Annotated in this window: 26 protein-coding genes; 14 read left to right on the top strand and 12 right to left on the bottom strand. The window is 69.4% G+C overall.

Annotation, left to right across the window (positions count from 1 at the left end):
* Window positions 1-18: 18 nt before the first annotated feature.
* Together NZH93_RS22985 and NZH93_RS22980 are read right to left on the bottom strand one after the other, a co-directional pair.
* On the bottom strand, window positions 19-192 hold the full coding sequence (locus tag NZH93_RS22985) for a DUF397 domain-containing protein (protein ID WP_259625241.1): 174 nt from the start codon (window positions 190-192) through the stop codon (window positions 19-21).
* An 18-nt stretch (window positions 193-210) separates the two neighbouring features.
* Window positions 211-1,035 (bottom strand): helix-turn-helix domain-containing protein, encoded by an 825-nt coding sequence (locus NZH93_RS22980; RefSeq protein WP_259625240.1) that lies wholly within the window; start codon window positions 1,033-1,035, stop codon window positions 211-213.
* Between the two features lie 99 nt (window positions 1,036-1,134).
* On the opposite strand from NZH93_RS22980, the gene NZH93_RS22975 reads away from it, so the two are divergent.
* On the top strand, window positions 1,135-2,106 hold the full coding sequence (locus NZH93_RS22975; RefSeq protein ID WP_259625239.1) for a hypothetical protein: 972 nt from the start codon (window positions 1,135-1,137) through the stop codon (window positions 2,104-2,106).
* Here the strand turns inward: NZH93_RS22975 and NZH93_RS22970 are convergent.
* Both NZH93_RS22970 and NZH93_RS22965 read right to left on the bottom strand, forming a co-directional pair.
* Window positions 2,087-2,938 (bottom strand): chromosome partitioning protein ParB, encoded by an 852-nt coding sequence (locus NZH93_RS22970; protein ID WP_259625238.1) that lies wholly within the window; start codon window positions 2,936-2,938, stop codon window positions 2,087-2,089. The two genes, NZH93_RS22975 and NZH93_RS22970, sit on opposite strands and share 20 nt — an antisense overlap.
* Window positions 2,928-3,608 carry a metallophosphoesterase family protein gene (locus NZH93_RS22965; RefSeq protein ID WP_259625237.1) on the bottom strand — a complete coding sequence of 227 codons (681 nt, stop codon included), beginning with the start codon at window positions 3,606-3,608 and terminating at the stop codon, window positions 2,928-2,930. Before NZH93_RS22965 ends, NZH93_RS22970 begins: the two co-directional genes overlap by 11 nt.
* A 99-nt stretch (window positions 3,609-3,707) precedes the next feature.
* On the opposite strand from NZH93_RS22965, the gene NZH93_RS49955 reads away from it, so the two are divergent.
* Genes NZH93_RS49955 through NZH93_RS22945 form a run of 4 tightly spaced genes read left to right on the top strand, consistent with a single transcriptional unit; the run spans window position 3,708 to window position 7,225 of the window.
* Window positions 3,708-4,928: a WXG100 family type VII secretion target gene (locus tag NZH93_RS49955; RefSeq protein ID WP_308214227.1), complete on the top strand. Its 1,221-nt coding sequence runs from the start codon at window positions 3,708-3,710 to the stop codon at window positions 4,926-4,928.
* Between the two features lie 21 nt (window positions 4,929-4,949).
* Window positions 4,950-5,294: a hypothetical protein gene (locus tag NZH93_RS22955; protein WP_259625236.1), complete on the top strand. Its 345-nt coding sequence runs from the start codon at window positions 4,950-4,952 to the stop codon at window positions 5,292-5,294.
* Complete coding sequence (locus NZH93_RS22950; protein ID WP_259625235.1) at window positions 5,291-6,091, top strand: ESX secretion-associated protein EspG; 801 nt, start codon at window positions 5,291-5,293, stop codon at window positions 6,089-6,091. Before NZH93_RS22955 ends, NZH93_RS22950 begins: the two co-directional genes overlap by 4 nt.
* A 51-nt stretch (window positions 6,092-6,142) precedes the next feature.
* Entirely contained in the window at window positions 6,143-7,225 is a 1,083-nt protein-coding gene (locus tag NZH93_RS22945) for a DUF2332 domain-containing protein (RefSeq protein WP_259625234.1), read from the top strand.
* A 140-nt stretch (window positions 7,226-7,365) separates the two neighbouring features.
* Here NZH93_RS22945 and corA read toward each other — a convergent pair whose 3' ends face one another.
* Entirely contained in the window at window positions 7,366-8,451 is a 1,086-nt protein-coding gene (gene corA / locus NZH93_RS22940; RefSeq protein WP_259625233.1) for a magnesium/cobalt transporter CorA, read from the bottom strand.
* A gap of 318 nt (window positions 8,452-8,769) precedes the next feature.
* Here corA and NZH93_RS22935 point away from each other — a divergent pair, with 318 nt between their 5' ends.
* The gene (locus NZH93_RS22935) at window positions 8,770-9,273 is read left to right on the top strand and encodes a MaoC family dehydratase (protein ID WP_259625232.1); all 504 of its coding nucleotides are present in this window, start codon (window positions 8,770-8,772) and stop codon (window positions 9,271-9,273) included.
* A 1-nt stretch (window position 9,274) separates the two neighbouring features.
* Complete coding sequence (locus NZH93_RS22930; RefSeq protein WP_259625231.1) at window positions 9,275-10,384, top strand: DUF2332 domain-containing protein; 1,110 nt, start codon at window positions 9,275-9,277, stop codon at window positions 10,382-10,384.
* A gap of 49 nt (window positions 10,385-10,433) precedes the next feature.
* Here NZH93_RS22930 and NZH93_RS22925 read toward each other — a convergent pair whose 3' ends face one another.
* A complete protein-coding gene (locus tag NZH93_RS22925) occupies window positions 10,434-10,859 on the bottom strand; it encodes an NUDIX hydrolase (RefSeq protein ID WP_259625230.1) in 426 nt (141 codons plus the stop codon).
* A 143-nt stretch (window positions 10,860-11,002) separates the two neighbouring features.
* Between NZH93_RS22925 and NZH93_RS22920 the strand changes: the two genes are divergently transcribed.
* Genes NZH93_RS22920 through NZH93_RS22910 form a run of 3 tightly spaced genes read left to right on the top strand, consistent with a single transcriptional unit; the run spans window position 11,003 to window position 12,653 of the window.
* Window positions 11,003-11,161, top strand: a complete 159-nt coding sequence (locus NZH93_RS22920; RefSeq protein WP_259625229.1) for a hypothetical protein — start codon at window positions 11,003-11,005, stop codon at window positions 11,159-11,161.
* A gap of 38 nt (window positions 11,162-11,199) precedes the next feature.
* The gene (locus NZH93_RS22915; protein WP_259625228.1) at window positions 11,200-11,760 is read left to right on the top strand and encodes a PH domain-containing protein; all 561 of its coding nucleotides are present in this window, start codon (window positions 11,200-11,202) and stop codon (window positions 11,758-11,760) included.
* 35 nt (window positions 11,761-11,795) lie between these two features.
* Window positions 11,796-12,653, top strand: a complete 858-nt coding sequence (locus NZH93_RS22910; RefSeq protein ID WP_259625227.1) for a PHP domain-containing protein — start codon at window positions 11,796-11,798, stop codon at window positions 12,651-12,653.
* Between the two features lie 233 nt (window positions 12,654-12,886).
* Here NZH93_RS22910 and NZH93_RS22905 read toward each other — a convergent pair whose 3' ends face one another.
* Entirely contained in the window at window positions 12,887-13,228 is a 342-nt protein-coding gene (locus tag NZH93_RS22905) for an arsenate reductase family protein (RefSeq protein WP_259625226.1), read from the bottom strand.
* Window positions 13,229-13,292: 64 nt separating this feature from the next.
* Between NZH93_RS22905 and NZH93_RS22900 the strand changes: the two genes are divergently transcribed.
* Together NZH93_RS22900 and NZH93_RS22895 are read left to right on the top strand one after the other, a co-directional pair.
* Window positions 13,293-14,132, top strand: a complete 840-nt coding sequence (locus tag NZH93_RS22900) for a RecB family exonuclease (RefSeq protein WP_259625225.1) — start codon at window positions 13,293-13,295, stop codon at window positions 14,130-14,132.
* 9 nt (window positions 14,133-14,141) lie between these two features.
* Window positions 14,142-14,474, top strand: a complete 333-nt coding sequence (locus NZH93_RS22895; RefSeq protein WP_259625224.1) for a hypothetical protein — start codon at window positions 14,142-14,144, stop codon at window positions 14,472-14,474.
* Between the two features lie 576 nt (window positions 14,475-15,050).
* Here the strand turns inward: NZH93_RS22895 and NZH93_RS22890 are convergent.
* Genes NZH93_RS22890 through NZH93_RS22880 form a run of 3 tightly spaced genes read right to left on the bottom strand, consistent with a single transcriptional unit; the run spans window position 15,051 to window position 19,093 of the window.
* Window positions 15,051-15,926: an alpha/beta fold hydrolase gene (locus NZH93_RS22890; RefSeq protein ID WP_259625223.1), complete on the bottom strand. Its 876-nt coding sequence runs from the start codon at window positions 15,924-15,926 to the stop codon at window positions 15,051-15,053.
* Between the two features lie 50 nt (window positions 15,927-15,976).
* Window positions 15,977-17,323 (bottom strand): Rv3212 family protein, encoded by a 1,347-nt coding sequence (locus tag NZH93_RS22885; protein WP_259625222.1) that lies wholly within the window; start codon window positions 17,321-17,323, stop codon window positions 15,977-15,979.
* 45 nt (window positions 17,324-17,368) lie between these two features.
* Window positions 17,369-19,093 (bottom strand): DEAD/DEAH box helicase, encoded by a 1,725-nt coding sequence (locus tag NZH93_RS22880; protein WP_259625221.1) that lies wholly within the window; start codon window positions 19,091-19,093, stop codon window positions 17,369-17,371.
* A 336-nt stretch (window positions 19,094-19,429) separates the two neighbouring features.
* On the opposite strand from NZH93_RS22880, the gene NZH93_RS22875 reads away from it, so the two are divergent.
* Together NZH93_RS22875 and NZH93_RS22870 are read left to right on the top strand one after the other, a co-directional pair.
* Window positions 19,430-20,107 (top strand): ferritin-like fold-containing protein, encoded by a 678-nt coding sequence (locus tag NZH93_RS22875; protein WP_259625220.1) that lies wholly within the window; start codon window positions 19,430-19,432, stop codon window positions 20,105-20,107.
* Window positions 20,108-20,174: 67 nt separating this feature from the next.
* On the top strand, window positions 20,175-20,405 hold the full coding sequence (locus NZH93_RS22870) for a DUF3107 domain-containing protein (protein ID WP_259625219.1): 231 nt from the start codon (window positions 20,175-20,177) through the stop codon (window positions 20,403-20,405).
* Between the two features lie 671 nt (window positions 20,406-21,076).
* Here the strand turns inward: NZH93_RS22870 and NZH93_RS22865 are convergent.
* Together NZH93_RS22865 and NZH93_RS22860 are read right to left on the bottom strand one after the other, a co-directional pair.
* The gene (locus NZH93_RS22865; protein ID WP_259625218.1) at window positions 21,077-21,370 is read right to left on the bottom strand and encodes a DUF4873 domain-containing protein; all 294 of its coding nucleotides are present in this window, start codon (window positions 21,368-21,370) and stop codon (window positions 21,077-21,079) included.
* Window positions 21,367-22,092, bottom strand: a complete 726-nt coding sequence (locus NZH93_RS22860) for a TetR/AcrR family transcriptional regulator (protein WP_259625217.1) — start codon at window positions 22,090-22,092, stop codon at window positions 21,367-21,369. The genes NZH93_RS22865 and NZH93_RS22860 overlap by 4 nt, the downstream gene beginning before the upstream one ends.
* Window positions 22,093-22,136: the final 44 nt, after the last annotated feature.

Here is a 22,136-nt window from a genome sequence, read left to right as displayed (position 1 = left end):
TTCGGCGCACCAACCCGATCAGCCCGGCAGGTCGGTGAGGAACACCCGCCACGCGGTGGCGGGGAAGTCCAGCCGTGGACCGGTGGGGTTCTTGGAATCGCGAACCGCCGTGCCATGTGGGACGGGGGCGATCTCGACGCAGTTGCCGCCGCCCTCAGCGCTGTAGGTGCTCTTGCGCCAGTTCAGGTCCATCATGTCCACCTCGCCCTGTCAGCCGTTGGCGAAACGGGTGAGCAGCGCCACCGAGTCGCCTTCGTTCAAAGCAAGACTAGCGATGGAGTCGAACCGGAGGCGTAGCTCTTTCACCTTGGGTGCGCTGGCGAGTTGCAGGTTCCCGGCTGCGTGGTCGAGGTAGCCGAGTTCGTCGATCGTGTTCGGTGGGAAGGCCAGGACACTGAAAGCACCGCGCAATCCTCGGTTCGAGCCCACGGTGCACGGCAGCACCTGGATAGTCACGTTCGGCAGTTCCGACAGTGCGATCAGGTGGCGGAGTTGGGCTTTCTGGACCGCTGGTCCACCAATTGAGCGGTGGAGCGCGGTCTCGTCGATGACTGCGTGCACGATGAGCGGTCGTTCGTCGGTCAGCCGTGCCATCCGGTTCATCCGGATGACCAGGTTTCGGTTGCGGTCTCGCTCCGTGTCGAGTGTGAACAACGCGGTGGCGTAGTCCTCGATCTGGAAGATGCCGGGTATCAGGGCCAGCTCGAAGTTCCGGACAGAGGCCGCCTCCGATTCCAGCGCCGGATAGCTGTTCGCCTTGATGCCCTGGAGCATCCACCACGTGTTGCGGTAAGCCTCGCGAGCGAGTGCCATCACCTCTTCCACCTGGTCGAACGGTGTTTCGAAGAGGTCGAGTGCGCCTCTGACCACCAAGGGGTGGACGCGGCCTCGGCCGTTCTCCATCCGGTTGAGGGTGCTCGCGGACATGTCGAGGTCCGGGCCCACCTGGTCGACCGTCAAGCCTGCCGCCTTGCGCAGGTTCCTCAGCGTTCGTCCCAGTTGCAGCCTGCGGATCGCCGGGATGCTGTACTCCACCCGGAAACCTTGGCAGTGGGATGAATCCGGTGAGAATCTCATCCGACCACACGTTCGGGTGATCGCTTTTTTGTCGGTGCCCGGTGCGACCATCACTGCATGGCGGAGCGCACCCCGAAGGTGTCGGACTGGCGGCTGGTGGTGCAGTCGCGGCTGGATCGCGTGCGGGCGGACCTGGCGGCGCTCGGTCCTCCTGATCCGGTCGACCCGGAGGGGACGGTGTGGCGGGAGACGGCCGAGCGCGAGGCGGCCGTCGTCGACGACATGTTGACGCGCAAGGAGTCGCGGTGGAAGGCCGTGGCGTCCTGGTGGTCCGGCTGGCACATCGAGCGGGCCTGGAGGTCGTTGCACGAGGCGGAGATCGCGACCGTCGCGGCGGAGAAGGGGTTCCTGGGGCGGATTCCCGGCTTGAAGGCGCGGGTGGCGGCGAACCTGCCGGACGAGGACCCGCGGCGCAAGGCGCTGGAGGAGTTGCGGCCCGGTGAGTTCACGCCGTCGATCGAGCGGGCGATCGTGGTGGACGCCCTCAGGGCCGCGTTCGACAACTCGGACTTCGCGCACGCCGGGTCGCGGGCGTTGCGGAACAAGCTGATCGCGGCGTCGGCGGTGCTGTTCCTGATCAACACGGTGCTGGGCGTCGTGGGGTTGGCGCAGCCGGGGCTGCTGCCGATGTGCGTCAGCTCCGAACGGCTCCCCGTGGTGTGCCCCGGCGGCAAGGCCTCGTCGGCGGCGGACGTGTGGCTGATCCAGCTCCTGGGCGCGTTCGGGGCCGTCCTGGCCGCCGTCGTGCTGCTGCTGCGGCGCAGACCGAGCCTCTCGCCGTACGTGATGATCGGCTACCAGGCCGCCATCAAGATCATGCTCGGCTCCGCGCTCGCGGTGGTGGGCGTGCTGGGCCTCGGCGCGGGGGTGACGACGGGGCTGATCGGCATCGCGTCGCAGGCCGCCCTGCTGCTGTGGGCGGTCATCCTCGGGTACTCGCAGCAACTGGCGACGCGGCTGCTGGACAGCTACGCGGACAAGGTCATGGACCAGGCGAGACCGCTGCCCGCTACCGAGGCACCTCGGTAGTCGCGCGCAGGGCGTCGATGACGTCGTGGTCCCACCGGTGGTTGCGGATCAGCCGGTAGCGCTCGCCCGCGACCCACATGTAGGCCTCCGTCTCCGGTCGGGCGCCGACCATGTCGGCCTGCCGCAGCAGCTCGACGACGGGCTGGTACTCCTCGGAGTACCAGCGCCGCGCGACGGTCGCGCGGTCCAGGAACGCGCCCTCGTCCTGCATGAGGCGGAAACCCCAGGCCTCGACGTGCTCGCCGAGCTTCGCGTAGTCCCACGGTTCGGCGAGCACGACCGAGGCGCGGGCCTCGCCGGTGAGGGGGACGCGCTCCAGGAACAGCCGCCGGTAGTCCTTGACGATGAGGTCGCCGCGGTGGCGGATGCCGTGCGCGTCGATCCGCGTGACGACCTCCGTGACGTAGGCGTCGATGACGTCCAGGCCCAGCGCGTGCGCGACGGACACCCGGTGGTGGCCGTCGACGATGAAGTGGAGGTCGCCGACGCGGTACACGTCGATGGGCGGCACGGACTCGCCCCGCCGCGCCGCCAGCGCCAAGCGCTGCCAGCGCTCCCGCACCCGCGCGGATGTCGGGCGGAAGCGGCGGTCGAAGTCGCGGGTGCGGTCGACGCTGCCGACGATCGAGTCCAGCCGGACCGTGTGCAGGCCGACGCGCCGCTCGGTGACCCAGCCCAGCGCGTCCACGACCTCGTCGAACGGCAGCATGATGTTCACGTCGTCCGGTTCGCGGCGCAGCCAGGTCGAGAGCCGCGACAGCACCTGCTGCCGCCGCATCCTGGTGAAGTCGTTCTCCGCGTCGGCTACCGGGAACCCGGTGTCACCGCGCATCGCGGGCCTCCGAAGTCGTCGAGGGGATGTCCAGCACCTTGTAGCCCACGACGTTCACCACGCGCGTGCCACCGAGGTGGCGGTCCGGTTTCCGCTCGCCGTGGGGGTGGATGTGCCCGTGCAGCATGAGCGGCGGCCGGAGCCTGCGCACGGCGGAGTGCAGGCACGCGAACCCGCGGTGCGGGGCGTCCTGCTCGTCGCCGCAGTCGCGCGGCGGGGAGTGGGTGAGCAGCACGTCGACGCCGCGGCCGTCGCGCAGCTTCCGCCAGCCCGCCTGGCGGACCACCCGGCGCGACCGCCTGGCCTGCTGGCGCTCGGTCCACTGGTTGGGGCCCTCGTTGTACCGGATCGACCCGCCGAGCCCGGCGATCCGCAGGCCCGCGACGTCGACGACGCGCTGGTCGGCGTTCATCCCGCCGTCCGGGCCCGGCCAGCGGGAGGGGATCCCGGCCCTGGTCCAGAGGCCGCGCACGTTCGCGTAGCCGGTCAGGTCAGCGTCGTGGTTGCCGGGCACGAACACGCACGGCTTGTCCAGCGCGGACGACAGGTACTCCAGGTAGTCGAACGGCAGGTCCCCCGCCGCGACGATGAGGTCGACGTCGTGCGTGCGGACCTGGTCGGTCCAGAGCTGTTCGACCACTTCATCGGCCACGGCGAGAACCTTCGGCATTCCACCGAGGGTAGTTCGGATTCGGCGGAACTGACCTGTCGTGCGCCGCGTCCGATCCGCTAGCTTGCAAGCTGGACATCTATGCCGGGGGAGACGGACGTGGTGCAAAGCGGTGGACTGTTCCAGGGCCTGTTCACCTTCGTGACGCAGGCGGCGCGGGAGTTCTCCGAGTCGCGGGCGCAGGGCCGTGAGGACGACAGGTACGTGGTCGGCGGAACGCACTGGGACGGGTTCAGCCACAAGAGCCTGTTCAAGATGGTGTGGGAGAACGCCGACCCGGTCAACGTCGAACGGCTGGCCGACACGTGGAGCCGCCAGGGCGAGAGCATCGCGAACCGCTCGGACGAGCTCCAGCGGTCCCTCGACAAGCTCATGCAGTTCTGGGGAGGCAGCGCCGCCGACCAGGCGAGCGCGACCGTCAAGAGCAACGTGAACTGGCTCTCGGACCTCGGCGACACCGCGGCGAAGATGTCGATCCCCATCGACAGCGCGGCGGGCGCGCTGCGCTCGGCGCAGCAGCAGATGCCCGCCCCTCCCGGAGGTTTTAGCTGGTCGTCGCTCGGCGGCGGCGCGGCGGCCGGGTTCGCGATCGGCGGTCCGATCGGCGCGGGCATCGGCGCGATGATCGGCGGCATCGGCTCGGTCTTCGGCGGGTCCAGCAAGAAGAAGAAGCTCAAGCGGCGGGCCGTGCAGACGATGCAGAGGTTCGAGAACGCGGCGATGGAGGTCGACGGCACCACGCCGTCGTTCATGGGCCCCGCGGACGGCACCGGCGGTGGTGGCGGCGGGCTCCCGCCCGGCGGTGGCGGCGGTGGTGTGGGCACGCTCCCCGGTGACCGGCCGCAGCTCCCCGGCAGCGGCGGGGTGCCCGGCGGTGACACCGACACGTCCGGCGGTCGCGGCACCACGATCCCCAGCTTCGCGGGCGGCGGGCACGACCCGCGCTGGTCCGTGTTGACCGGTGGTCCGAACGCGCTCGGTGCTGACGCCCTCGGGCGCGGCGGTGGCGCGGGTGGTCTCGGTGGCGCGGGCAAGTTCGGCCTCGGCGGCCCGTTCGGCGGTCCCGGCGGCCTGCTGGGCGCGTTGCCGCCCGGTCGCGGCGGTGCCGGGGTCGGCGCGGGCGCGCGGGACATGCTGCGCGGCGGCAACCGGTTCGGCGCGGGCGGTCGGTTCGGTGCCGGCGGCGCGGGCATGGCCGGTGGTCCGATGGCGGGCCGCGGCCAGGGCGACGAGGACGTCGAGTACGACCGGCGCTTCCCGTTGGAGGAAGACCTGTTCAGCAGCGACGAGAAGGCCGCACCGCCGGTCATCGGCCTGTAGTCCGGTAGAGGAGCAACGATCGTGTACACCCAGGAGTCGAGTTCCGCGGGCGGCTGGCAGGTCGAACCGGAGCAGGTCAAGGAGTTCGCCCTCGCCGTCGCGGAGGTGCGCGCCCACTTCGAGGCGATGCGCCGCGACGCCGAGGAGCTGATGCACCCGGCCAACAGCCCGCACATGGGCACCAGCCCGGTCGGCAGCGCGCTGTCGGACAAGTTCACCGACCGGCTCGCCGGGTCGGACGGCCTGCTCGACCAGCTCGGCGTGGCGCTCAAGCGGATGGACGAGTTCGTGGACAGCGCCGAGCAGACCGTCGCCCGCTACCGCGCCGACGACGCCAACGCCGCTCACTCGCTGCGCACGACGTGAGCGAGCTGCACCCCTACGAGGTCGACCTCCTCTGCACGTACGCGGAGGTCGAACCGCCGTTCCCGCTGGAGGTCCCGTCCAGCGGCACGACCGACGTGGAGCGGTCGGTGGTGTTCCAGGCGGCTTTGCAGACCCTCGAAGCCCGCGGCCTGGCGAACGAGGGCGGCCCGCTCGGGCTGGCCGAGGAGTTCGTGCGGCTGCTGCGCGACCGGGGCGGCGCACTGGACGTCGTCGTCGTGGACGAGAAGTCGACCACCCGTGCCGTCGCCATGGTCGACGGGCACACGGCGCTGCTGGCCGTCCAGCGCTCCGATGAGGAGGACGAGGTCGTCCGGCTGCGGTCGATGCCGATCGACCGCGCGGTGGACGCGCTCGTCCGGCTCGTCCCGGACGTGGAGCAGGCCGGGTCGAGCCCGATCAGCGTGCCCCTGCGGGCGTTGCGGGCCGCCGAGGCCGAGATGGCGAGGCGGATCGAGGACGGCGAGGCGTTCCGCGAGGCCGAACTGCCGGACCTGCTGGAGCACAACGGCGTTGACGAGCGCGTGCTGCGCCGGATGATCGCGCACCTGCAACCCGTGCTCGGCCAGGGCCAGCTCGGCGCGAGCAAGCCGAACGGGCTGCACGGCGAGGACCGCGAGGACGTGCGCTTCGGCGCCGAGCTGTCCTGGCTGGACACCCCGCGCGGGCGCTACAAGGTGTCGCAGGACGGCGAGTGGGTCAGCGCGAACCCGTTGGCCCGCGAGGACGTCCGCAACGCCGTGCGACGACTGCTGGCCCCGTTGCGCCGAGAAGGGTGAAATAGCGGCTCCCGGCGTTCGGAGCGGGGCGAACGGGGTTAGCGTCTGCTGGTGCTCGCCCAGTTGTTCATCGACGCGGCCAAGAGCTGCGAGGGGTCAAGCCCCCTCACCGAAGCCCTGCTCCTGGAAGCCGCGGCCGACCTGAGGGCCGGTGGCGTGACCACCCGCGTGATGGCGGGCCACGAGCGCGACCGCAAGGGCACGATGCCCGCACTGCGGTTCGCCAGCGCGCTGCACCGGCTGGTGCTGGAGGGTCGGGCTCCCGGCCTGGCCAAGCACTACCCGACGGTCGGCGGCAGCCCGCACCTGCCGACGCTGTGGGACGCCGTGCTCCCGGTGCTGCACGAGCACGCCGACGAGCTGCGGGCGCGGATCGGCGCGTCGGTCGTGCAGACCAACGAGCCGGGCCGCAGCGCGCCGCTGTTCGGCGGCCTCCAGGTCGCCGCGCACGCCGCCGCGGAGGCCGCGGGCCGGTCGACGCCGTTCCCCGTGCGGCTGCTGGAGATCGGCGCCAGCGCGGGCCTGAACCTGCACCCGGACCGCATCGCGTACCGGCTCGGCGCCGACGAGGTCGTCGGCGACCCGGCCAGCCCGTTCGGTCTCGACCCCCGGTGGACCGGGCGGCCCTCCGCTGACCTGACCCGGCCGCTGCGGATCGTCGAGCGCGAGGGCTGCGACCTCAACCCGGTCGACGTGTCCACGGAGGACGGACGGCTGGCGCTGTCGTCGTTCGTGTGGGCCGATCAGCTCGACCGCTGGGAGCGCCTGCGGTCCGCGCTGGAACTGGCCGCGCTGCACCCGGCACCGGTGCGGCGCACGACCGGGCCGCACTGGCTCGCGGAGCGGTTGGCCGACCGCGCGCCGGACGTGCTGACCGTGGTCTGGCACTCCGTGGTGTGGCAGTACGTCTCGCCCGCCGACCGGGCCGAGGGCCGCGCGATCCTGGCTGACGCCGTCGCGCGCGCGACCCCCGGAGCCCCGCTGGCGCTGCTGGTGTACGAGCCCCGACGCACGCACACCGGCTACGAGTTCCACCTGCTGCTGAAGACCTGGCCCGCCGGGGTGTCACTGCGCCTGGGCAGTGGCAGCGGGCACGGCATCCCGTTCACCTGGGAACAGCAGGAGTGGTTGTAGAAGAGATCAGGGCTGCTGCGCGATGATCGTGGTGATCATCGTCAGCCAGGCCATGAGGAAGGCGAGCACCCAGAAGCGGGGGTTCGAGAGGATCCTGGTCATGGTGGGACATCCCGTCGGGTCGGGAGCGGACTGGGGGACTAGAGCCAGCGGTTCCGACGAAATATTCGGTAGAGGATGAGGCACGCCACGATGACCGCGGAGATCACCAGCGGGTAGCCGTACTTCCACTTGAGCTCGGGCATGTTCTCGAAGTTCATCCCGTAGACGCCGACCACCATGGTCGGCACCGAGATGATCGCGACCCACGCGGAGATCTTCCGCATGTCCGAGTTCTGCTGGAGGGTGATCTTCGCCAGCGTCGCGTCGACGAGCGTGGTGAGCAGCTCGTCGAAGTTGGTGACCCGCTCGGACACCTCGATGAGGTGGTCGTCCACGTCGCGGAAGTACGACCGCACCTGCTCCGGGATCAGCGGCGTGTAGCCCTCCGCCAAGCGCCGCAACGGGATCGCGAGCGGCATGACCGCGCGCCGCAGTTCGAGCACCTCGCGCTTCATCAGGTAGATCTGGTCCGCGCTGACCCGGCTGCGCGGCGCGAACACCATCGCCTCCATCTGGTCGATGTCGTCCTCGATCCGGGACGTCACGTCGAGGTAGTTGTCCACGACGTGGTCCGAGATCGAGTACAGCACCGCGGCCGGGCCGACCCTGAGCTTCTCGGCGTCGTTCTCCAGGTCCTGCCGGACGACGCTGAGGCCCGAGTGGTTGCCGTGCCGCACCGTCACGACGAAGTCGCGCCCGAGGAACACCATGATCTCGCCGCTCTCGACGATCTCGTTCGCGGTGTCCGGCGACGCGTTCTGCACGTACTTCACGGTCTTGAGCACCATGAACAGCGTGTTGTCGTACCGCTCCAGCTTCGGCCGCTGGTGCGCGTGCACCGCGTCCTCCACTGCCAGCTCGTGCAGCCCGAAGGTCTCGGCGACGCCCTGGATCTGCTCCTCGTCCGGCTCGTGCAGGCCGATCCACACGAAGCCGTCACCGCGCGCGCGGACCTCCTCGACGGCGGCGGTGTGCGTCCAGCGCCCCGGCAAGCGCTTGCCGTCGACGTAGACCGCGCAGTCCACGACGTACGCCGACAGCGGGACGGGGATCGGGATCAGGGGAGCGGGGGCACGCCGGGGCGCGCGGCCTCTCAGGCCACCCAACGAGGGCAGGTTGCGCATTGGTCCTCCAGGCACACGTCGTGAACGAGCTGACGACGCGCCGGAGCCTCGCTGACTTGCCGGGAAAGGGGGCTCCGACACCGGAGCGTCCCGATCGGTACCGCAGGGCCGACCGCTAGGGGTGGACCCAACCGATGAGGACGCGGGTGGTACTCGCAGGATGGGGGTCTTTGCTCATGAGCGCGTACTCACCTCCTCGGGTCGGCGGCCACGAGCGGTGGATTCGCTCACAGACCAGTTGCCGAGGGTACTCCCTTGGTGTTTCTACTGTCCCCCCGGTCATCTGGTTCTCGGATCACACACCAACGGAGGCGTGCGGTGCAGTTCGGTCGTTACTACGAGGAGTTCGAGGTCGGCGCGGTCTACAAGCACTGGCCTGGCAAGACGGTGACGGAGTACGACGACCACCTGTTCTGCCTGCTCACGATGAACCACCACCCGCTGCACATGGACGCGCACTACGCGGCGGAGACGACCGACTTCGGCAAGAACGTCGTGGTCGGCAACTACGTGTACTCGCTGCTGCTCGGCATGTCCGTACCGGACGTTTCGGGCAAGGCCATCGCGAACCTGGAGGTCGAGTCGCTCAAGCACATCAAGCCGACCTTCCACGGCGACACCATCTACGGTGAGACCGAGGTGCTCGACAAGACTCCGTCGAAGTCGAAGGACGACCGGGGCATCGTGCACGTGGAGACCCGCGGGTACAAGCAGGACGGCACGGTCGTCTGCGTGTTCCGGCGCAAGGTCATGGTGCCGAAGGAGTCCTACGGCGTGAGCCGCGGCGGCGAGCAGCCCGGTAGGCCTGAACCGAAGGAGTGACGTGACCTCTCTGGAACTGGTGCGGAGCAGCCTGCTGCGGTTCGCGGAGGTGGAGGCCGCGGGCGTCTCCCCCCTCTACGAGCACTTGGCGCTCAAGGCCGCCGATGATCCGGAGGTCGCCGGACTCCTGGCCGCCGCGCCGGAGGAGTTCGGGCACCCGACGCTCCTCCTCGCGGCGGCCCACCGGCTGTTGCAGGCCGAACCGTTCCACGAGCTGTCGAACTACTACCCGTCGCTGGGCGGCACGTACGGCGCGGACGAGCGCACGTGGCCGCTGTTCCGCGACTTCGTGCTCCAGCGCGCGGACAAGGTGCGCGCGATCGTCACGACCCGCACCACCCAGACCAACGAGGTCCGCCGGGCGGCGCTGCTGTTCCCGGCGGTGGCCGCCGTGGCGAAGCGGGCCGGGTCGCCGCTGGGCCTGCTGGAGGTCGGCACGAGCGCCGGGCTGCTGCTCGGGCTCGACCAGTACGGCTACCGCTACCAGACCCAGCAGGCCGGGCAGCTCGTGAGCGGACCGCCCAAGGCGCTGCTCGGGCTGCACTGCGCGCTGGAGGCCGCTCCCGGCGTGGAGCTGCCGAAGCTGCCCAAGACGGTCAAGGTGGCCGCGAAGGTCGGTCTGGACCGCGCGCCCGTCGACCTGACCGACGAGGACGCCTACGCGTGGCTGGAGGCCTGCGTCTGGGCCGACCAGCCCGAGCGGCTGCGGTACTTCGGCGTCGCCGCCACCGTCCAGCGCAAGTCGCCGCCGGTGTTCGTCGAGGGCGACGCCGTGGACGACCTCGCCAAGGCCGCCGCGCTCGTGCCCGCGGAGCTGCCGCTCGTGGTGATCACCAGCACCCTCATGCCGTACCTGCCGGAGGCCAGGCGCGAGGAGTTCGTGGCCGCGCTCGGCGCGCTCGGCCGCCCGGTGTGGTGGGTCAGCCACGAGGCGTACGCCGCCGGGCTCGCGCACGTGCTGCCGGGGCGCGACGACCTGGTGCCGGGGGAGGGCGAACCGGCGTTCGGCGTGCTCGGCACGGCGCACTGGGACGGCACCGGAGCCCCGCCCGCCGTGTCCGTGCTGGCGAAGACCGGGCTGCACGGCCAGCGGCTCGTCTGGCTGGCGTGATGCGCTCCCACATGCTGGGAGGAACCCGAACCCGATCGGGCGAAGTCGATCAGCTCCGCGGGAGCTGTCCCCACTCGTCAAGGGCGGTGTAGAGCCCCTCGGTGAGCTGACCGGCCTCCCGAAGTGTGGTCAAGATCGCAGTCGAGCACCACCGTGCATCCGATGCGTCGTCCCCCGCTCGGAGCACACCGGATTCGACCTGGCAGAGGTAGTCGTGGATCTCGTAGACGCCGCTGGTAGCCGGACGGGTGACGGTGCCGACCCACCGGTCGACGGTGACGGAGAGTCCCGTCTCCTCGGCCAGTTCGCGCCGGACCGCCTCGTCATCGGCCTCGCCGGGCTCGACGCGGCCACCTGGGACCGACCACAGTCCCTCACCTGGGGGATTCAGTCGTCGCACGAGTAGTAGTCGCCCGTTGGTGTCAAACACGATCCCGCCAACGCACCGGATCCTTGGCTGAACGCTCCGCGTCACGATGACACAAAGTAGCCGTACCGGATCGGTGGTGCACCGCGCTGACCCATGTGCGGTACAAATCAGCCAACGTGTCGCCGAGTGCGGTACAACGGTTTTCACTGGCGCCAACAGGGTGCGGGTAGCGGATGGGGTTGATCACCGTGAATCTGAAGAAGATTCTCACCTTCGCAGGGGTCGGCTTGGTGTTGTTCTTCCTCATCGCCGAGCCACAGCAAGCGGCTCAGCTGGTGCAGAACATCCTGGCCACGCTCCGAGGAGCAGCTGAGGCGCTCATCACCTTCGTGAAACAATTGTTCTGAGTCGCCCGGCTCCCTCCGACGGCGAGAGGCGGTAGGCCGTGTTCGCTCCGAGAGACCCCGATGAGTACCTGCTGGGTACAGAGCGTCGGGTCATCAGGGTGCGCAGGCACTGGAGCAGCCTCCTCTGGGACATCCTCGAGGCGGCCGCTCTGCTGGCCGGCGCGATGATGATCTCGTACCTGCTGCCCGACAACGCGGGGATCGTCCAGAACATCCTCTGGTACGCCGCGCTGTTCGTGCTGCTCAGGCTGGCCTACTTCGTGATGGAGTGGTGGGTCGAGCGGATCGTGGTGACCGACAAGCGGTTCATGATCTCCTCCGGGGTCTTCGAGACCAAGGTGGCGATGATGCCGATCACGAAGGTCACCGACCTCACCTACGAGCGGACGGTGCTGGGCCGGATGTTCGGCTACGGCACCCTGGTCGTGGAGTCGGCGGGGCAGATCCAGGCGCTGAACCGGATCGAGTTCCTGCCGAACCCCGAGCAGGTGTACGACGCCATCTCGGAACTGACCTTCGGCGACAAGAAGGCGCAGGCCGACCGCTTCTCGATGATCAAGGCTCAACGGGTCGCGCGGGGCAAGAAGATGGTGCCGTAGGAAAGGTGGTCGAGGCCGTCGGCCACACTGCACGGGTGCGCATCGACCTGCACGCCCACTCAAGCCAGTCCGACGGCACCGACACGCCCGCGGAACTGGTGGCCGCCGCGGCGGCCACCGGCCTCCACGCGGTCGCGATCACCGACCACGACACGTCAGCGGGGTGGCAGGAAGCAGCCGCCGCGCTGCCGCCCGGTCTGCGGTTGGTCCGCGGCGCCGAGCTGTCGTGCGCCTCGACGGACGGCTTGGGCAGGCTGATCACCGTCCACCTGCTGGCCTACCTCTACGACCCCACGTCGGTGGCGATCGTCGAGGAGCAGTTGAGACTGCGGTCCGAACGCAGACACCGCGTCCGCGTGATGGCGGCCCGCATGGTCGAGGACGGCTTCCCGATCGACCCCGCCGAGCTGATGGCGGCGTTGCCGGAGGACGCCCCGGCGGGCAGGCCGCACCTCGCGATGGCGTTGATGCGGGCGGGCGTCGTGGAGAGCGTGAACGAGGCGTTCGCCAAGTACCTGACCGGCGGCCGCTACTACGTGCCGAAGACCGACACACCGGTCGAGACGGCCATCGAGATGATCACCGACGCGGGCGGCGTCACGGTGCTGGCCCACCCGTTCGCGGTGTCGCGCGGACCGATCGTGACCGACCAGGTCGTCGCGGACCTGGCCGCCAAGGGCCTGACCGGTGTCGAGGTGGACCACCCGGACCACGACCGGTCGACCCGCGACCGGCTGCGCTCCCTCGCGGGCGACCTGGGCCTGGTCGTGACCGGCTCCAGCGACTACCACGGCACCAACAAGACCGTGAAGCTCGGCGCGGAGACCACCGCGCCGGAGATGCTGGACGCCCTGGCCGACCGCGCGACGGGCAGCAAGATCCTCGTCGGCTAGGCCGAACGCACCGCGGTCGACCCGTCAACCACCGTGCGTCACCACGGCCGCGCAAGCGAACCGCCGGCACGCCACATGGCCCATCACCACCACCCCGACACGGCTCCCCACCGTGCCCCGGCAGGCCGACGTCGCCGCGATCACCTGGACGCCACGCACGGACGCACCCACCCGCCCCGCTGTCACCCACGGCGAACGACGACTGGGCCAACGTCGCCATCCGGGCGCTCGGGTCACCCCAACGACCTGACCGCCTCCTCGGTCCTGGCCACGAACGCCGTCGTGCCCGTCACGATGATCGGCCGCTCGACGAGCACCGGGTTGGCGGCCAGCACCTCCAGCCACACCTCCCGGTCACGGGGCAACGCGGCCAACCCCAACTCCTTCGCCCGCGCCTCGCCCAACCGCGTGATGTCCCACGGCTCAGCGCCCATTTTGTCCAGCACGGCCGCCAGCTCGGCGACCGTCGGGGCGTCGTCCAGGTAACGGCGTTCCACGTACTCGACCCCTGCGGTGTCGAGCGCCTGCTTCGCGGCGCGCGACTTCGAACAGCGCGGGTTGTGCCAGATCTCCATGTCGACATCCTGCCGGTGGGTGCTCGTGACGGCACTGTCGGTGGTCTTGCGTAGCCTTGGACGGGTGCAGGAGCAGCTCGGGTTCGATTTCGGAAGCTTGCCGCGCAAGCTCGTTCGGGTGACGCCGTCGAAACTGGCCACCTGGGCGGACTGCCCACGCCGGTACCGCATGGCGTACCTGGACAGGCCCAGCCCGCCGCGCGGCGGCGCGTGGGCCCACAACACGCTGGGTGCCGTGGTGCACAACGCGTTGAAGGCCCTGTTCGACCTGCCCGCGAACAAGCGCACCCCCGACCAGGCCGTCGCGCTGGTCCACCGCCAGTGGAAGAACGACGGCTTCCGCGACGCGGAACAGGCATCGGTCTACCGCGAGCGCGCGGACGGCTGGGTGCACGACTACGTCAGCGAACTCGACACCTCCATCGACCCGGTAGGCGTGGAACGCTGGGTCTCCACCCCCACCTCGAAGATCGTCGCCGAGGGCCGGGTCGACCGCATCGACCTCCGCGACGGCGAACTGGTCATCGTCGACTACAAGACCGGCCGCCACGCGTTGACGGTCGACGACGCACGTGGTTCGTTGGCACTGGCGCTCTACGCGCTGGCCGCAAGACGAACCCTCCGCAAACCGTGCCACCGAGTGGAACTGCACCACCTACCGACCAGAACGGTGTCGGCTTGGGACCACACGGACGAAAGCCTGGACAGGCACGTCTCGCGGGCAGAGGAAGCCGCGGACGAACTGAGCCTGGCAACCGATACCTTGTCCGCCGGCGGCAACCCGGAAATCCTGTTCCCACCAAGAACAGGCAGACAGTGCACCTGGTGCGACTTCCGCCGAAGCTGCCCGGAAGGCCAACAGGCCGCACCCCCGCTGGACCCGTGGGCCATGCTCGCACCCTGAGGAGGCTTCATGAGCGAACCGATCACGGTTGAACTCCACACGCCTGAGACGAGACCTCAACGCGAACAGCTAGCAGCCCGCACCTGGCGCGGCATCAGCGGGGCGTTCACAGTAGGCCTGGTACTGCTGGCCATCGCCACAGTGGCAGTCCAGTGGTACGCAGGAGGCCGAGACCTACCAGGCCTGGGCTGGGACGTGGTAACAGGCCACTGGATCATGGCCGCACTGGCAGTGGTCTGCCAGATATTCGCAGACCGCCGCAGAGGCTGGAAAGCAGCACTCTTCTCACTAGGCGCACTAACAGTAGGATTCACCGGCCTCTGGATCTATTGGTGGGCTTAGGAAACAAAGCAATGCGACCCACCCCCCCTGCGAACAAGCCACGCCCTCGCAGCATCTCTCCGTACGCAAACGCGGCAATGCGACCCGGCCCCCTCACCAACGAGCCACGCCCCACAGCATCCCTCCGCACGGCAGACGCGGCAATGCGACCCGCACCCATCGCCCCGAGAGCCGACGCCTGCAACTAATCTAAACCCACCTCCCCCGGCCGCCCCGCTTTTTAGCGCACGTCGTGTCGCGTTTTCTTTGTCAAGGCATCTTTCCCGCCTTGACAAAGAAAACGCGACATCGAGATAATTGCGCAAGCGGGGTGGCTGGGGGAGGACCACCTCAGGCGTACCCGTGTGCTCATGCGGCTTTAAGCTGGGTTTCCCCCCCGCTGGACCCCCGTACCGAACTCCCAGCGGGGATGTGGCCGATTTGACTTGGGTCCCCTAGATTTGCCCCTTCGTCGGACCAAAACGGCGGGAAGGTGAAGCCGCCGTCCGACGCAAGTTTAAGGGGCAAATCCCCCAAGTAAAATCGGCCACGCTGCGTAGACGGCGTCCGGCCTCGTAGTGGGTAATCAAACAAGATTCAAGAAGTCAACCAAGCCCTCCAGGTAGGCAGCAACGTCGTGAGCAAAGCCTCCGGCGTCTCCGTATTGGGCGAATGCGCAGCCCCCGCCAACACCGCGAAATCCGCGTCCAACCGCTCCGCCATATCCCTCTGCCCCGCTGGCGACCAAGCGTCATCCGCTTCCCCGCACACCACCAAACAAGGCACCTGCGCGGTCCTCAACGTCCTGGCGAGCTTAGCCACCAAATCCGGCTCCAACCGAATCGCCGCCCCCATCCCCAGCAGGCTCTGCGGCGCCGAGTGCAGGAACCGTTCCCGCAACAAAACCCTCAACCTCTCCGGCAACGCCTGCCAGTTCGGGCTCAGCATCGATCGCTGCTCGGCCAACCGCTGCGCGGCCTCCACCCCCTGCTCGCGCATGATCACCTCAGCGTGGTCCAGGGCAATCCGGCGTTCCCCCACCGGCAACTCCCCTGGCCCGGACGACATCAACGTCAACCCGGCGATGGGCGCCCCGGCGAACACCGCCCCCCTCGCCACCAACCCGCCGAACGAATGCCCGAGCAGCAGCACCCGACGCCCCTCGGCCGCGAGCTTCGCGACCAACTCGGCCAACGCCTCCCCGAGCACCGACGGCCGGTAGTCCGATTCCGCGACCGGCCCGGCCGACTCGTACTGGCCCGGCAGGTCGATCGCGACGACCTCGAGGCCGGAGTCCGACAGCGGGTTCACCAGCGGCGCAAAGTCCTCTTTGGAGCCGGTGAAGCCGGGTACCAGCAGGGCCGTGGCGCCCAGGTCGGTGCCTACCGGGGTGGCGCGCAGGGCTGCCACCGGACCGTAGCGGCCCGGTAGGTCGATTCTGGTGGCGCGGTGGGGGCTGATCTGCGAGTACACGGCTTCAGTCTGCCGCAACGCAGGCGTTTCGGTGTGCTGGAGTGTGACCGCTAACGCAGGGCCACGAGGGTGTCGCCGCGCTGCTCCAGGACCACTGGGCCGATCGTGCTGGACTGGATGGAGCCCTCGTAGCCCTTGCGGTTCACCGGGACCGTGCCGATCTCGGTGCCGGTCATCTGGTCGAGCACCTTGATGCCGTCCTTGACCGGGATCAGGGCCTGCCCCGCGAGGGTGCTGCCGGATCCGATCGCGCCCTGCACGGTCCACTTGGGACTGAGGTCCTCCAGCGACAGGGCGATCGTGCGCGAGCCCGTGTACCAGTAGATGTTCGCCGTGCTGACGGTGATCGGGACGATTCCGTTCGGCACGTCGCCCGCGAGGTCCGACTCGGGGAGGTCCAGCGGGTGCTCGTTGATCAGGCCGCCGGTGTCGGCGTCGAACACGGTCAGCCGCGCCGGGCTGCCGGGCGTGACGACGGCCACGCGGTTGTTGGTCACGGCGACCACCCGCGCGCCCTTGGCGGCGAGGACGATGCTGCTGAAGACCTCGGGCGTGTCCGACTTCTCCGGGTTGGGCTTCAGCACCGTGAGCCGGTCGGACGGGTCGCTGCCGTAGCAGCGTTCGATCAGCGCGATCTTGCCGGTGGTGACGGCGAACGAGCCGTACTCGCAGCCGGTGCGGGGCTGCTTGTTCGGGTTCACGATGGCGCGCAACTGGCCGTACTCCATGGAGCGCACCAGGTCGTCCTTGCGGTAGACCTCGACGTACTTCTTGCCGGTGGTGAGGACGTGCGAGCCCTCGGTGAGCAGCCGCGAGCCGAGTTCGGCGTCGCCGTTGCGCTGGGGGCCGCGAGCGCCGCTCACGGGGTCGAGCGAGGTGATCTCCGAGCAGCCCTCGCCCTTGCTGTACGACACCAGCGCCTTGTCCCAGGCAGCGGTGATCGTGCACAGCGGCAGGTCGCGGCTGTAGCGCCAGCGGACGTCGCCGGTCAGCGGGTCGCGGCCGACGACGTCGCCGCCGTCACCGGTCACGACGACCGTGCCGATCCACGTCGGCGCCTGGGTGCCGCCGCTGGGCGCGCGCCAGATCTCCGCGAGCGACGGCGGCAGCCTGTCGGCCACCGGCAGCTCGGGGGCGGGCGCGGAGGTCGTCTGGGACGTCGTCGCGCGCGCGTCGCTGAACGCGTACACGAGCGACGCCGTCACCAGCACGGCCACCACCAGCAGCGCGACGGCGATGAAGTCGCCGCGCGTGCGGAAGGACCGTTCGGGCAGGTCCGGAGGGGGTTCCGGGGAGTCCGCCGAAGGCGGCGCGAGCACGTCCTCCGGCAGATCTGTGTGCCCGTTCGACTCGGGAGCCAGGAGTGCGGATTCCTCGACCTGCTCCGACTGTCCCACTGCCTGGCTCCCGATCGTTCGTTCGTGCACCGCTCGCGTCGGGTATCAGTCTGCCGAGGAGACGGTGTCGTTCGCAGCCGGCTCCGCGTTTCCGCCCGACTCGCCGCCCGAGCGACGACGCCTGCGCCGCCTCGCGGGACGCTCACCGTTCTCGCTCGACCCGCCCTCAGCCGTCACCTCAGGAGCCTGACCTGCGGTTTCGCCCGCGACCGGTGCTCCGCCGCGGCTGCGCCGCCTGCGGGGACGACGCGTGCCGTCCTCCTCACCCGGTTCGGGGGTCTTCGTCGCGGGCGTGCTCGGCGTGGTCGGCTGCTGCTCGGCGCCCGCGGCCGAACCGCCCGCGCGCGTCGTGCGACCGCGGCTCCGCTTGCGCGCGCCGCCCTTCTTGTCACCCTTGAGGTCTTCCTCGGGCTCCGAGTCCAGACCGGTGCGGGTCCGCTGACCCAGCGGCAACCTGCCCGTGGAGCTCGGGGGGATGTCGAGGTCCGTGAACAGGTGGTCCGACGTCGAGTACGTCTCCACTGGCTCCGGCTTGCCGAGGTTCAGCGCGTCGCTGATCGACTTCCAGCGCGGCTCCTCGTCCCAGTCGACGAACGTGACGGCGACACCCGTGCGGCCCGCGCGACCCGTGCGGCCGATGCGGTGCACGTAGGTCTTCTCGTCCTCGGGGCACTGGTAGTTGACGACGTGCGTCACGCCCGCCACGTCGATGCCGCGCGCGGCGACGTCCGTCGCGACCAGCACGTCCACCTTGCCCGCGCGGAACGCCCTCAACGCCTGCTCACGGGCGCCCTGGCCGAGGTCGCCGTGCACCGCCGCCGCGGCGAAACCGCGCTCGGCGAGGTCGTCGGAGATCTTCTGCGCGGTCCGCTTGGTCCGCGTGAAGATCATCGACAGGCCGCGGTCCTTCGCCTGGAGCAGGCGGGCCAGCAGCTCCACCTTGTCCAGCGCGTGCGCGCGGTAGACGAACTGCTCCGTGCGCTCGTGGATCGCGCTGGCGTCGTTCTCCTCGGCCCGGATGTGCGTGGGCTGGGTGAGGAACGTGCGCGCGAGCGTGATGATCGGGCCCGGCATGGTCGCCGAGAACAGCATCGTCTGGCGTTCGTCCGGCACCATGCGCAGGACGCGCTCGATGTCGGGGAGGAAGCCGAGGTCGAGCATCTCGTCCGCCTCGTCCAGGACGAGGTTCTTGACCTTGCCCAGCACCAGGTGGCGCTGCTCGGCGAGGTCCAGCAGGCGGCCGGGCGTCCCGACGACCACGTCGACGCCCTTGCGCAGCGCCGCGATCTGGGGCTCGTACGGACGGCCGCCGTAGATCGCCAGGACGGTGATGTCGAGGTACTTCGCCGCCTCGGTCAGGTCGCGGGTGACCTGGAGGCACAGCTCGCGGGTCGGGACCACCACGAGCGCCTGCGGCGTGCCGTCGCCGGGGGAGACGATGCGCTGGAGCAGCGGGATCCCGAAGCCCAGCGTCTTGCCGGTACCCGTGCGGGCCTGGCCGATGACGTCGTCACCCGCCAGCGCGAGCGGCAGGGTCAACTCCTGGATCGCGAACGTGCGTTCGATGCCGGCCTCGCCGAGCGCGCGCACGATCTCCTCGCGCACGCCGAGCTCGGCGAACGTCGGGGCGGTGTTCTCGACGGGTGCGTTGGCCATCAGCGGCTGCGAGGTGTCCTCGTCCGGGACACCGGCCTCGCTGTGCTCCAGTGCCACCGGGTCGAGATTGGTCAGGTCTTCGTCGCTAGCGGTCAGGGTGATCGCCTCTCTCATACCAGCGCGCACGGGCCCTGGACGGGCCTCTCGACCGCACCACTGCCAGCGGGCCGGATCGGGAGTGGCCGGGCGTGGAGCGGGAGGGCCAGCGAGGTTTGTGCGCGCACCCTCACGTGGCGGCACCATGCCGCCGTGATCTGCAACCGCGGCTCCGTCACTGCCGCGAGCCCGTCGGCAGGCATGCCGACCTGGCCGCGCAGCGTCGACCGCCGGGCGTCAAAGAGCGAGTCTACCTGCCAGGTACGCCATTCGGGGTTTCTCGCCGAGTTCGACCATGGACCGAGACCTGCCGGTCACCGCCGCGCAACACCGGGCCCGACTAGGCTCGGACCCATGAGCGAGGCGGAGGCGGCCCCCGTTGTCGAGGGCGGAAGCGTTGAGGAAGGTGTCGTCGACCTGCTCGGCGCGCTCGCGTACGGCGAGCTGTCGGCGTTCGACCGACTGGCGGAAGATGCCCGCACAGCACCGACTCTGGCGGGCCGGGCCGATCTCTCGGCCATGGCCGCGGCCGAGATCGGCCACTACGCGCAGCTCGAGCGCTACCTCGCCGAGCGCGGTGTGGTGATCGAGGACGTGATGCGCCCGTTCGTCGCGGGCTTCGACAACTTCCACTCGTCCACAGCCCCCCGGTCGTGGCACGAGTCACTGGTCAAGGCCTACGTCGGCGACGGCCTGGCGGCCGACTTCTACCGCGAGGTGGCCGAGTGGCTGGACGAGGGCACCAAGGCGCTGGTGCTCGCCGTGCTCGACGACACGGGCCACTCCGCGTTCGCCGAGCGCGAAGTCCGAGCCGCCTGCGCGGCCGACCCGAAACTGAAGGACCGGCTGACCCTGTGGGGCCGCAGGTTGCTCGGCGAGGCATTGACGCAGGCCCAGTACGTGGTGGCCGAACGCGACGGGCTCGCCGAACTGATCATCCGCGGCTCCGGCGACCTCGCGGGCATCGCCGGCCTGTTCCGACGGCTCCAGCAGAGCCACACGCGGCGCATGGGCAACCTCGGGCTCGGCTAGGGTTGAGATCGGTCATGGTCGCCGGTTACGCCGGTTGAGCGTCGAATCTTTGTGCACGGAGGTCAGCGTGGAGGTCAGGGTCGGCATCGCGGACAGCCCGCGGGAGCTCGTCGTGTCCAGCGGTCTCACCCCTGACGAGGTTGAGTCGCTGGTCGCCGTCGCGTTCAAGGAGCAGAGCGGCCAGCTCGTGCTGGTGGACCAGAAGGGCGCCCGGTTCGTGGTGCCCACGACGCGCATCTCCTACGTCGAGATCGGGCCCAGCGACACGCGTCGGGTTGGGTTCACTTCGGGGGACTAGAGCTTTTCTGTACACAAGGGACCACCTGATCGGGTGGTCCCTTGTGGTTTTTGTGGGGCGGTTTTTGTCGGACCCTGGTCGTAGCGTGTGTGTCGGGGGGTTCTCGCGGTTGGGGGACCTCTGGTTTGTGGTGGTGCTGGGGTTCGGGGTGGTTCTGGGGGTTCGGGGTGGGTGGCTGGCTGTTTGGTGGGGGGTGGGTGGCGGGTTCCGGCGTGGGTGGCCGGTTTGACTTGGGGCCCCTAGATTTGCCCCTTCGTCGGACAATAAAGGGCAGAGGTGAAGCTGCCGTCCGACGCAAGTTTAAGGGGCAAATCCCCCAAGTAAAACCGGCCACGGTTGCGTAGGGCCAGGTCAGGTGGGGTGCTGGTGGGGATTTAGGGCAAGAGCGGGTTGGTCGTTGGCGTGAGTGACTTGCCGTGGGGCCATGCGGCGGCTGTCATTTCCTGAGCCCTGAGCCCTGAGCCCTGAGCCCTGAGCCCTGAGCCCTGAGCCCTGAGCCCTGAGCCCTGAGCCCTGAGCCCTGAGCCCCGGCGTACGTCGCCGTTCGCGCCCCGCCTGCCCTCACCCGCTCTACCTGTCCTAGCCGCTCGCGCCGTACCCATTCGCCCACCTGTGCTGTTTGGCCGTCCCCGTGACCTCTGGTCCATTTCGGACTTGCTGATGGTGTGTGTTCAGTCGATCTTGAACGGTGGTGTGCTGGTGCCGCTGACTCGGTAGCGGTGCCAGGGGTCGGGGTCTGTCAGGGTGCCTTGTGCTTCGCCTGTTGGGGTACGCAGTAGGGCGGTTCTGGTGCCTGCTTCGACCAAAGTGGACACCTGATCGTTTGCCGTGACGCGGCCGTACCAGTGGTAGCGGCCGTCGATTGGTTGGAAGAAGCCGCGGAGTTCGACCTCCACTCGCACGGGTGCTTGCTCGCTGTCGAAGAGCAGTTCCGCACCGCCCCGGTAGCCCTCTTCGTCGCTCATGCTTCCTCCGACGAGTTGATCAGGCGCAAGGTCGGTTCGGTCTTGAAGACGCTGCCGGGCAGTGGCACGTCCGGGTCGACGGTGATGTTCGCTGAGCGCAGCAGGCCGTCGATGGCGTGCCAGATGATGGTCGCCAGGTATTCGCTCAGGCTCTGCCTGCTCATGGACTGGCGGTCCAGCCACCAGTCGCCCGCGTTCTGCACCATGCCGACCAGCGCGTGCGCCCACGGTTCCGCGCCGCCCGAGTCCATGTCGAACGCCCGCAGGTAGTCGCCGAGGATGCGGGCCAGGTTGGCGGCGATCAGGGCCTTGTCCTCGTGGACTACGTCCTGTTCGACCGGGCGGTCGGTGAAGCTGCCGCGCACGACGAAGCGGTAGAGGTTGGGGTTCTCCTCGATGACGCAGAGGTAGGCGTCGACGATGCCGCGGATGCGGTCGCGGATCGGGCCGTCCTTCTCGATGGCGGGGCCGAGGCGGTCCATCAGCATGTCGGTGCCGCGCCTGCCGACGGCCAGGTAGAGGTCCGACTTGTCGGCGAAGTGGCGGTAGAGGACGGGCTTGCTGACGCCCGCTTCGGCGGCGATCTCGTCCATGCCGACGTCGGGGCCGTGCTTGGCGACCGCTCTGATCGTCGCGTCCACGAACTCCGCGCGCCTGGCCTCCCGGTGCCCCTTCCACCGTTCGCGGCGTGCGTCCGAACCACCCTTGACAGTGCGAGCCATGTGACGCACGCTACCAGAAGTAACCGTTACCTCAAGTAACACTT

It is taken from the genome of Umezawaea endophytica, from assembly GCF_025061645.1.
In the GTDB taxonomy this organism is placed as follows: Bacteria; Actinomycetota; Actinomycetes; order Mycobacteriales; family Pseudonocardiaceae; genus Umezawaea; species Umezawaea endophytica.
Note: the sequence above shows the minus strand (reverse complement) of the source record. Positions and strands in the feature narration are given on the sequence as shown.

Excerpts from the sequence above, each read along its gene's own strand:
- NZH93_RS22985 (WP_259625241.1), bottom strand. The coding sequence starts at position 192 with ATGGACCTGAACTGGCGCAAGAGCACCTACAGCGCTGAGGGCGGCGGC.
- NZH93_RS22975 (WP_259625239.1), top strand. The coding sequence starts at position 1,135 with ATGGCGGAGCGCACCCCGAAGGTGTCGGACTGGCGGCTGGTGGTGCAG.
- NZH93_RS22970 (WP_259625238.1), bottom strand. The coding sequence starts at position 2,938 with ATGCGCGGTGACACCGGGTTCCCGGTAGCCGACGCGGAGAACGACTTC.
- NZH93_RS22965 (WP_259625237.1), bottom strand. The coding sequence starts at position 3,608 with ATGCCGAAGGTTCTCGCCGTGGCCGATGAAGTGGTCGAACAGCTCTGG.
- corA (WP_259625233.1), bottom strand. The coding sequence starts at position 8,451 with ATGCGCAACCTGCCCTCGTTGGGTGGCCTGAGAGGCCGCGCGCCCCGG.
- NZH93_RS22905 (WP_259625226.1), bottom strand. The coding sequence starts at position 13,228 with ATGGAGATCTGGCACAACCCGCGCTGTTCGAAGTCGCGCGCCGCGAAG.
- NZH93_RS22895 (WP_259625224.1), top strand. The coding sequence starts at position 14,142 with ATGAGCGAACCGATCACGGTTGAACTCCACACGCCTGAGACGAGACCT.
- NZH93_RS22880 (WP_259625221.1), bottom strand. The coding sequence starts at position 19,093 with ATGAGAGAGGCGATCACCCTGACCGCTAGCGACGAAGACCTGACCAAT.
- NZH93_RS22875 (WP_259625220.1), top strand. The coding sequence starts at position 19,430 with ATGAGCGAGGCGGAGGCGGCCCCCGTTGTCGAGGGCGGAAGCGTTGAG.
- NZH93_RS22865 (WP_259625218.1), bottom strand. The coding sequence starts at position 21,370 with ATGAGCGACGAAGAGGGCTACCGGGGCGGTGCGGAACTGCTCTTCGAC.
- NZH93_RS22860 (WP_259625217.1), bottom strand. The coding sequence starts at position 22,092 with ATGGCTCGCACTGTCAAGGGTGGTTCGGACGCACGCCGCGAACGGTGG.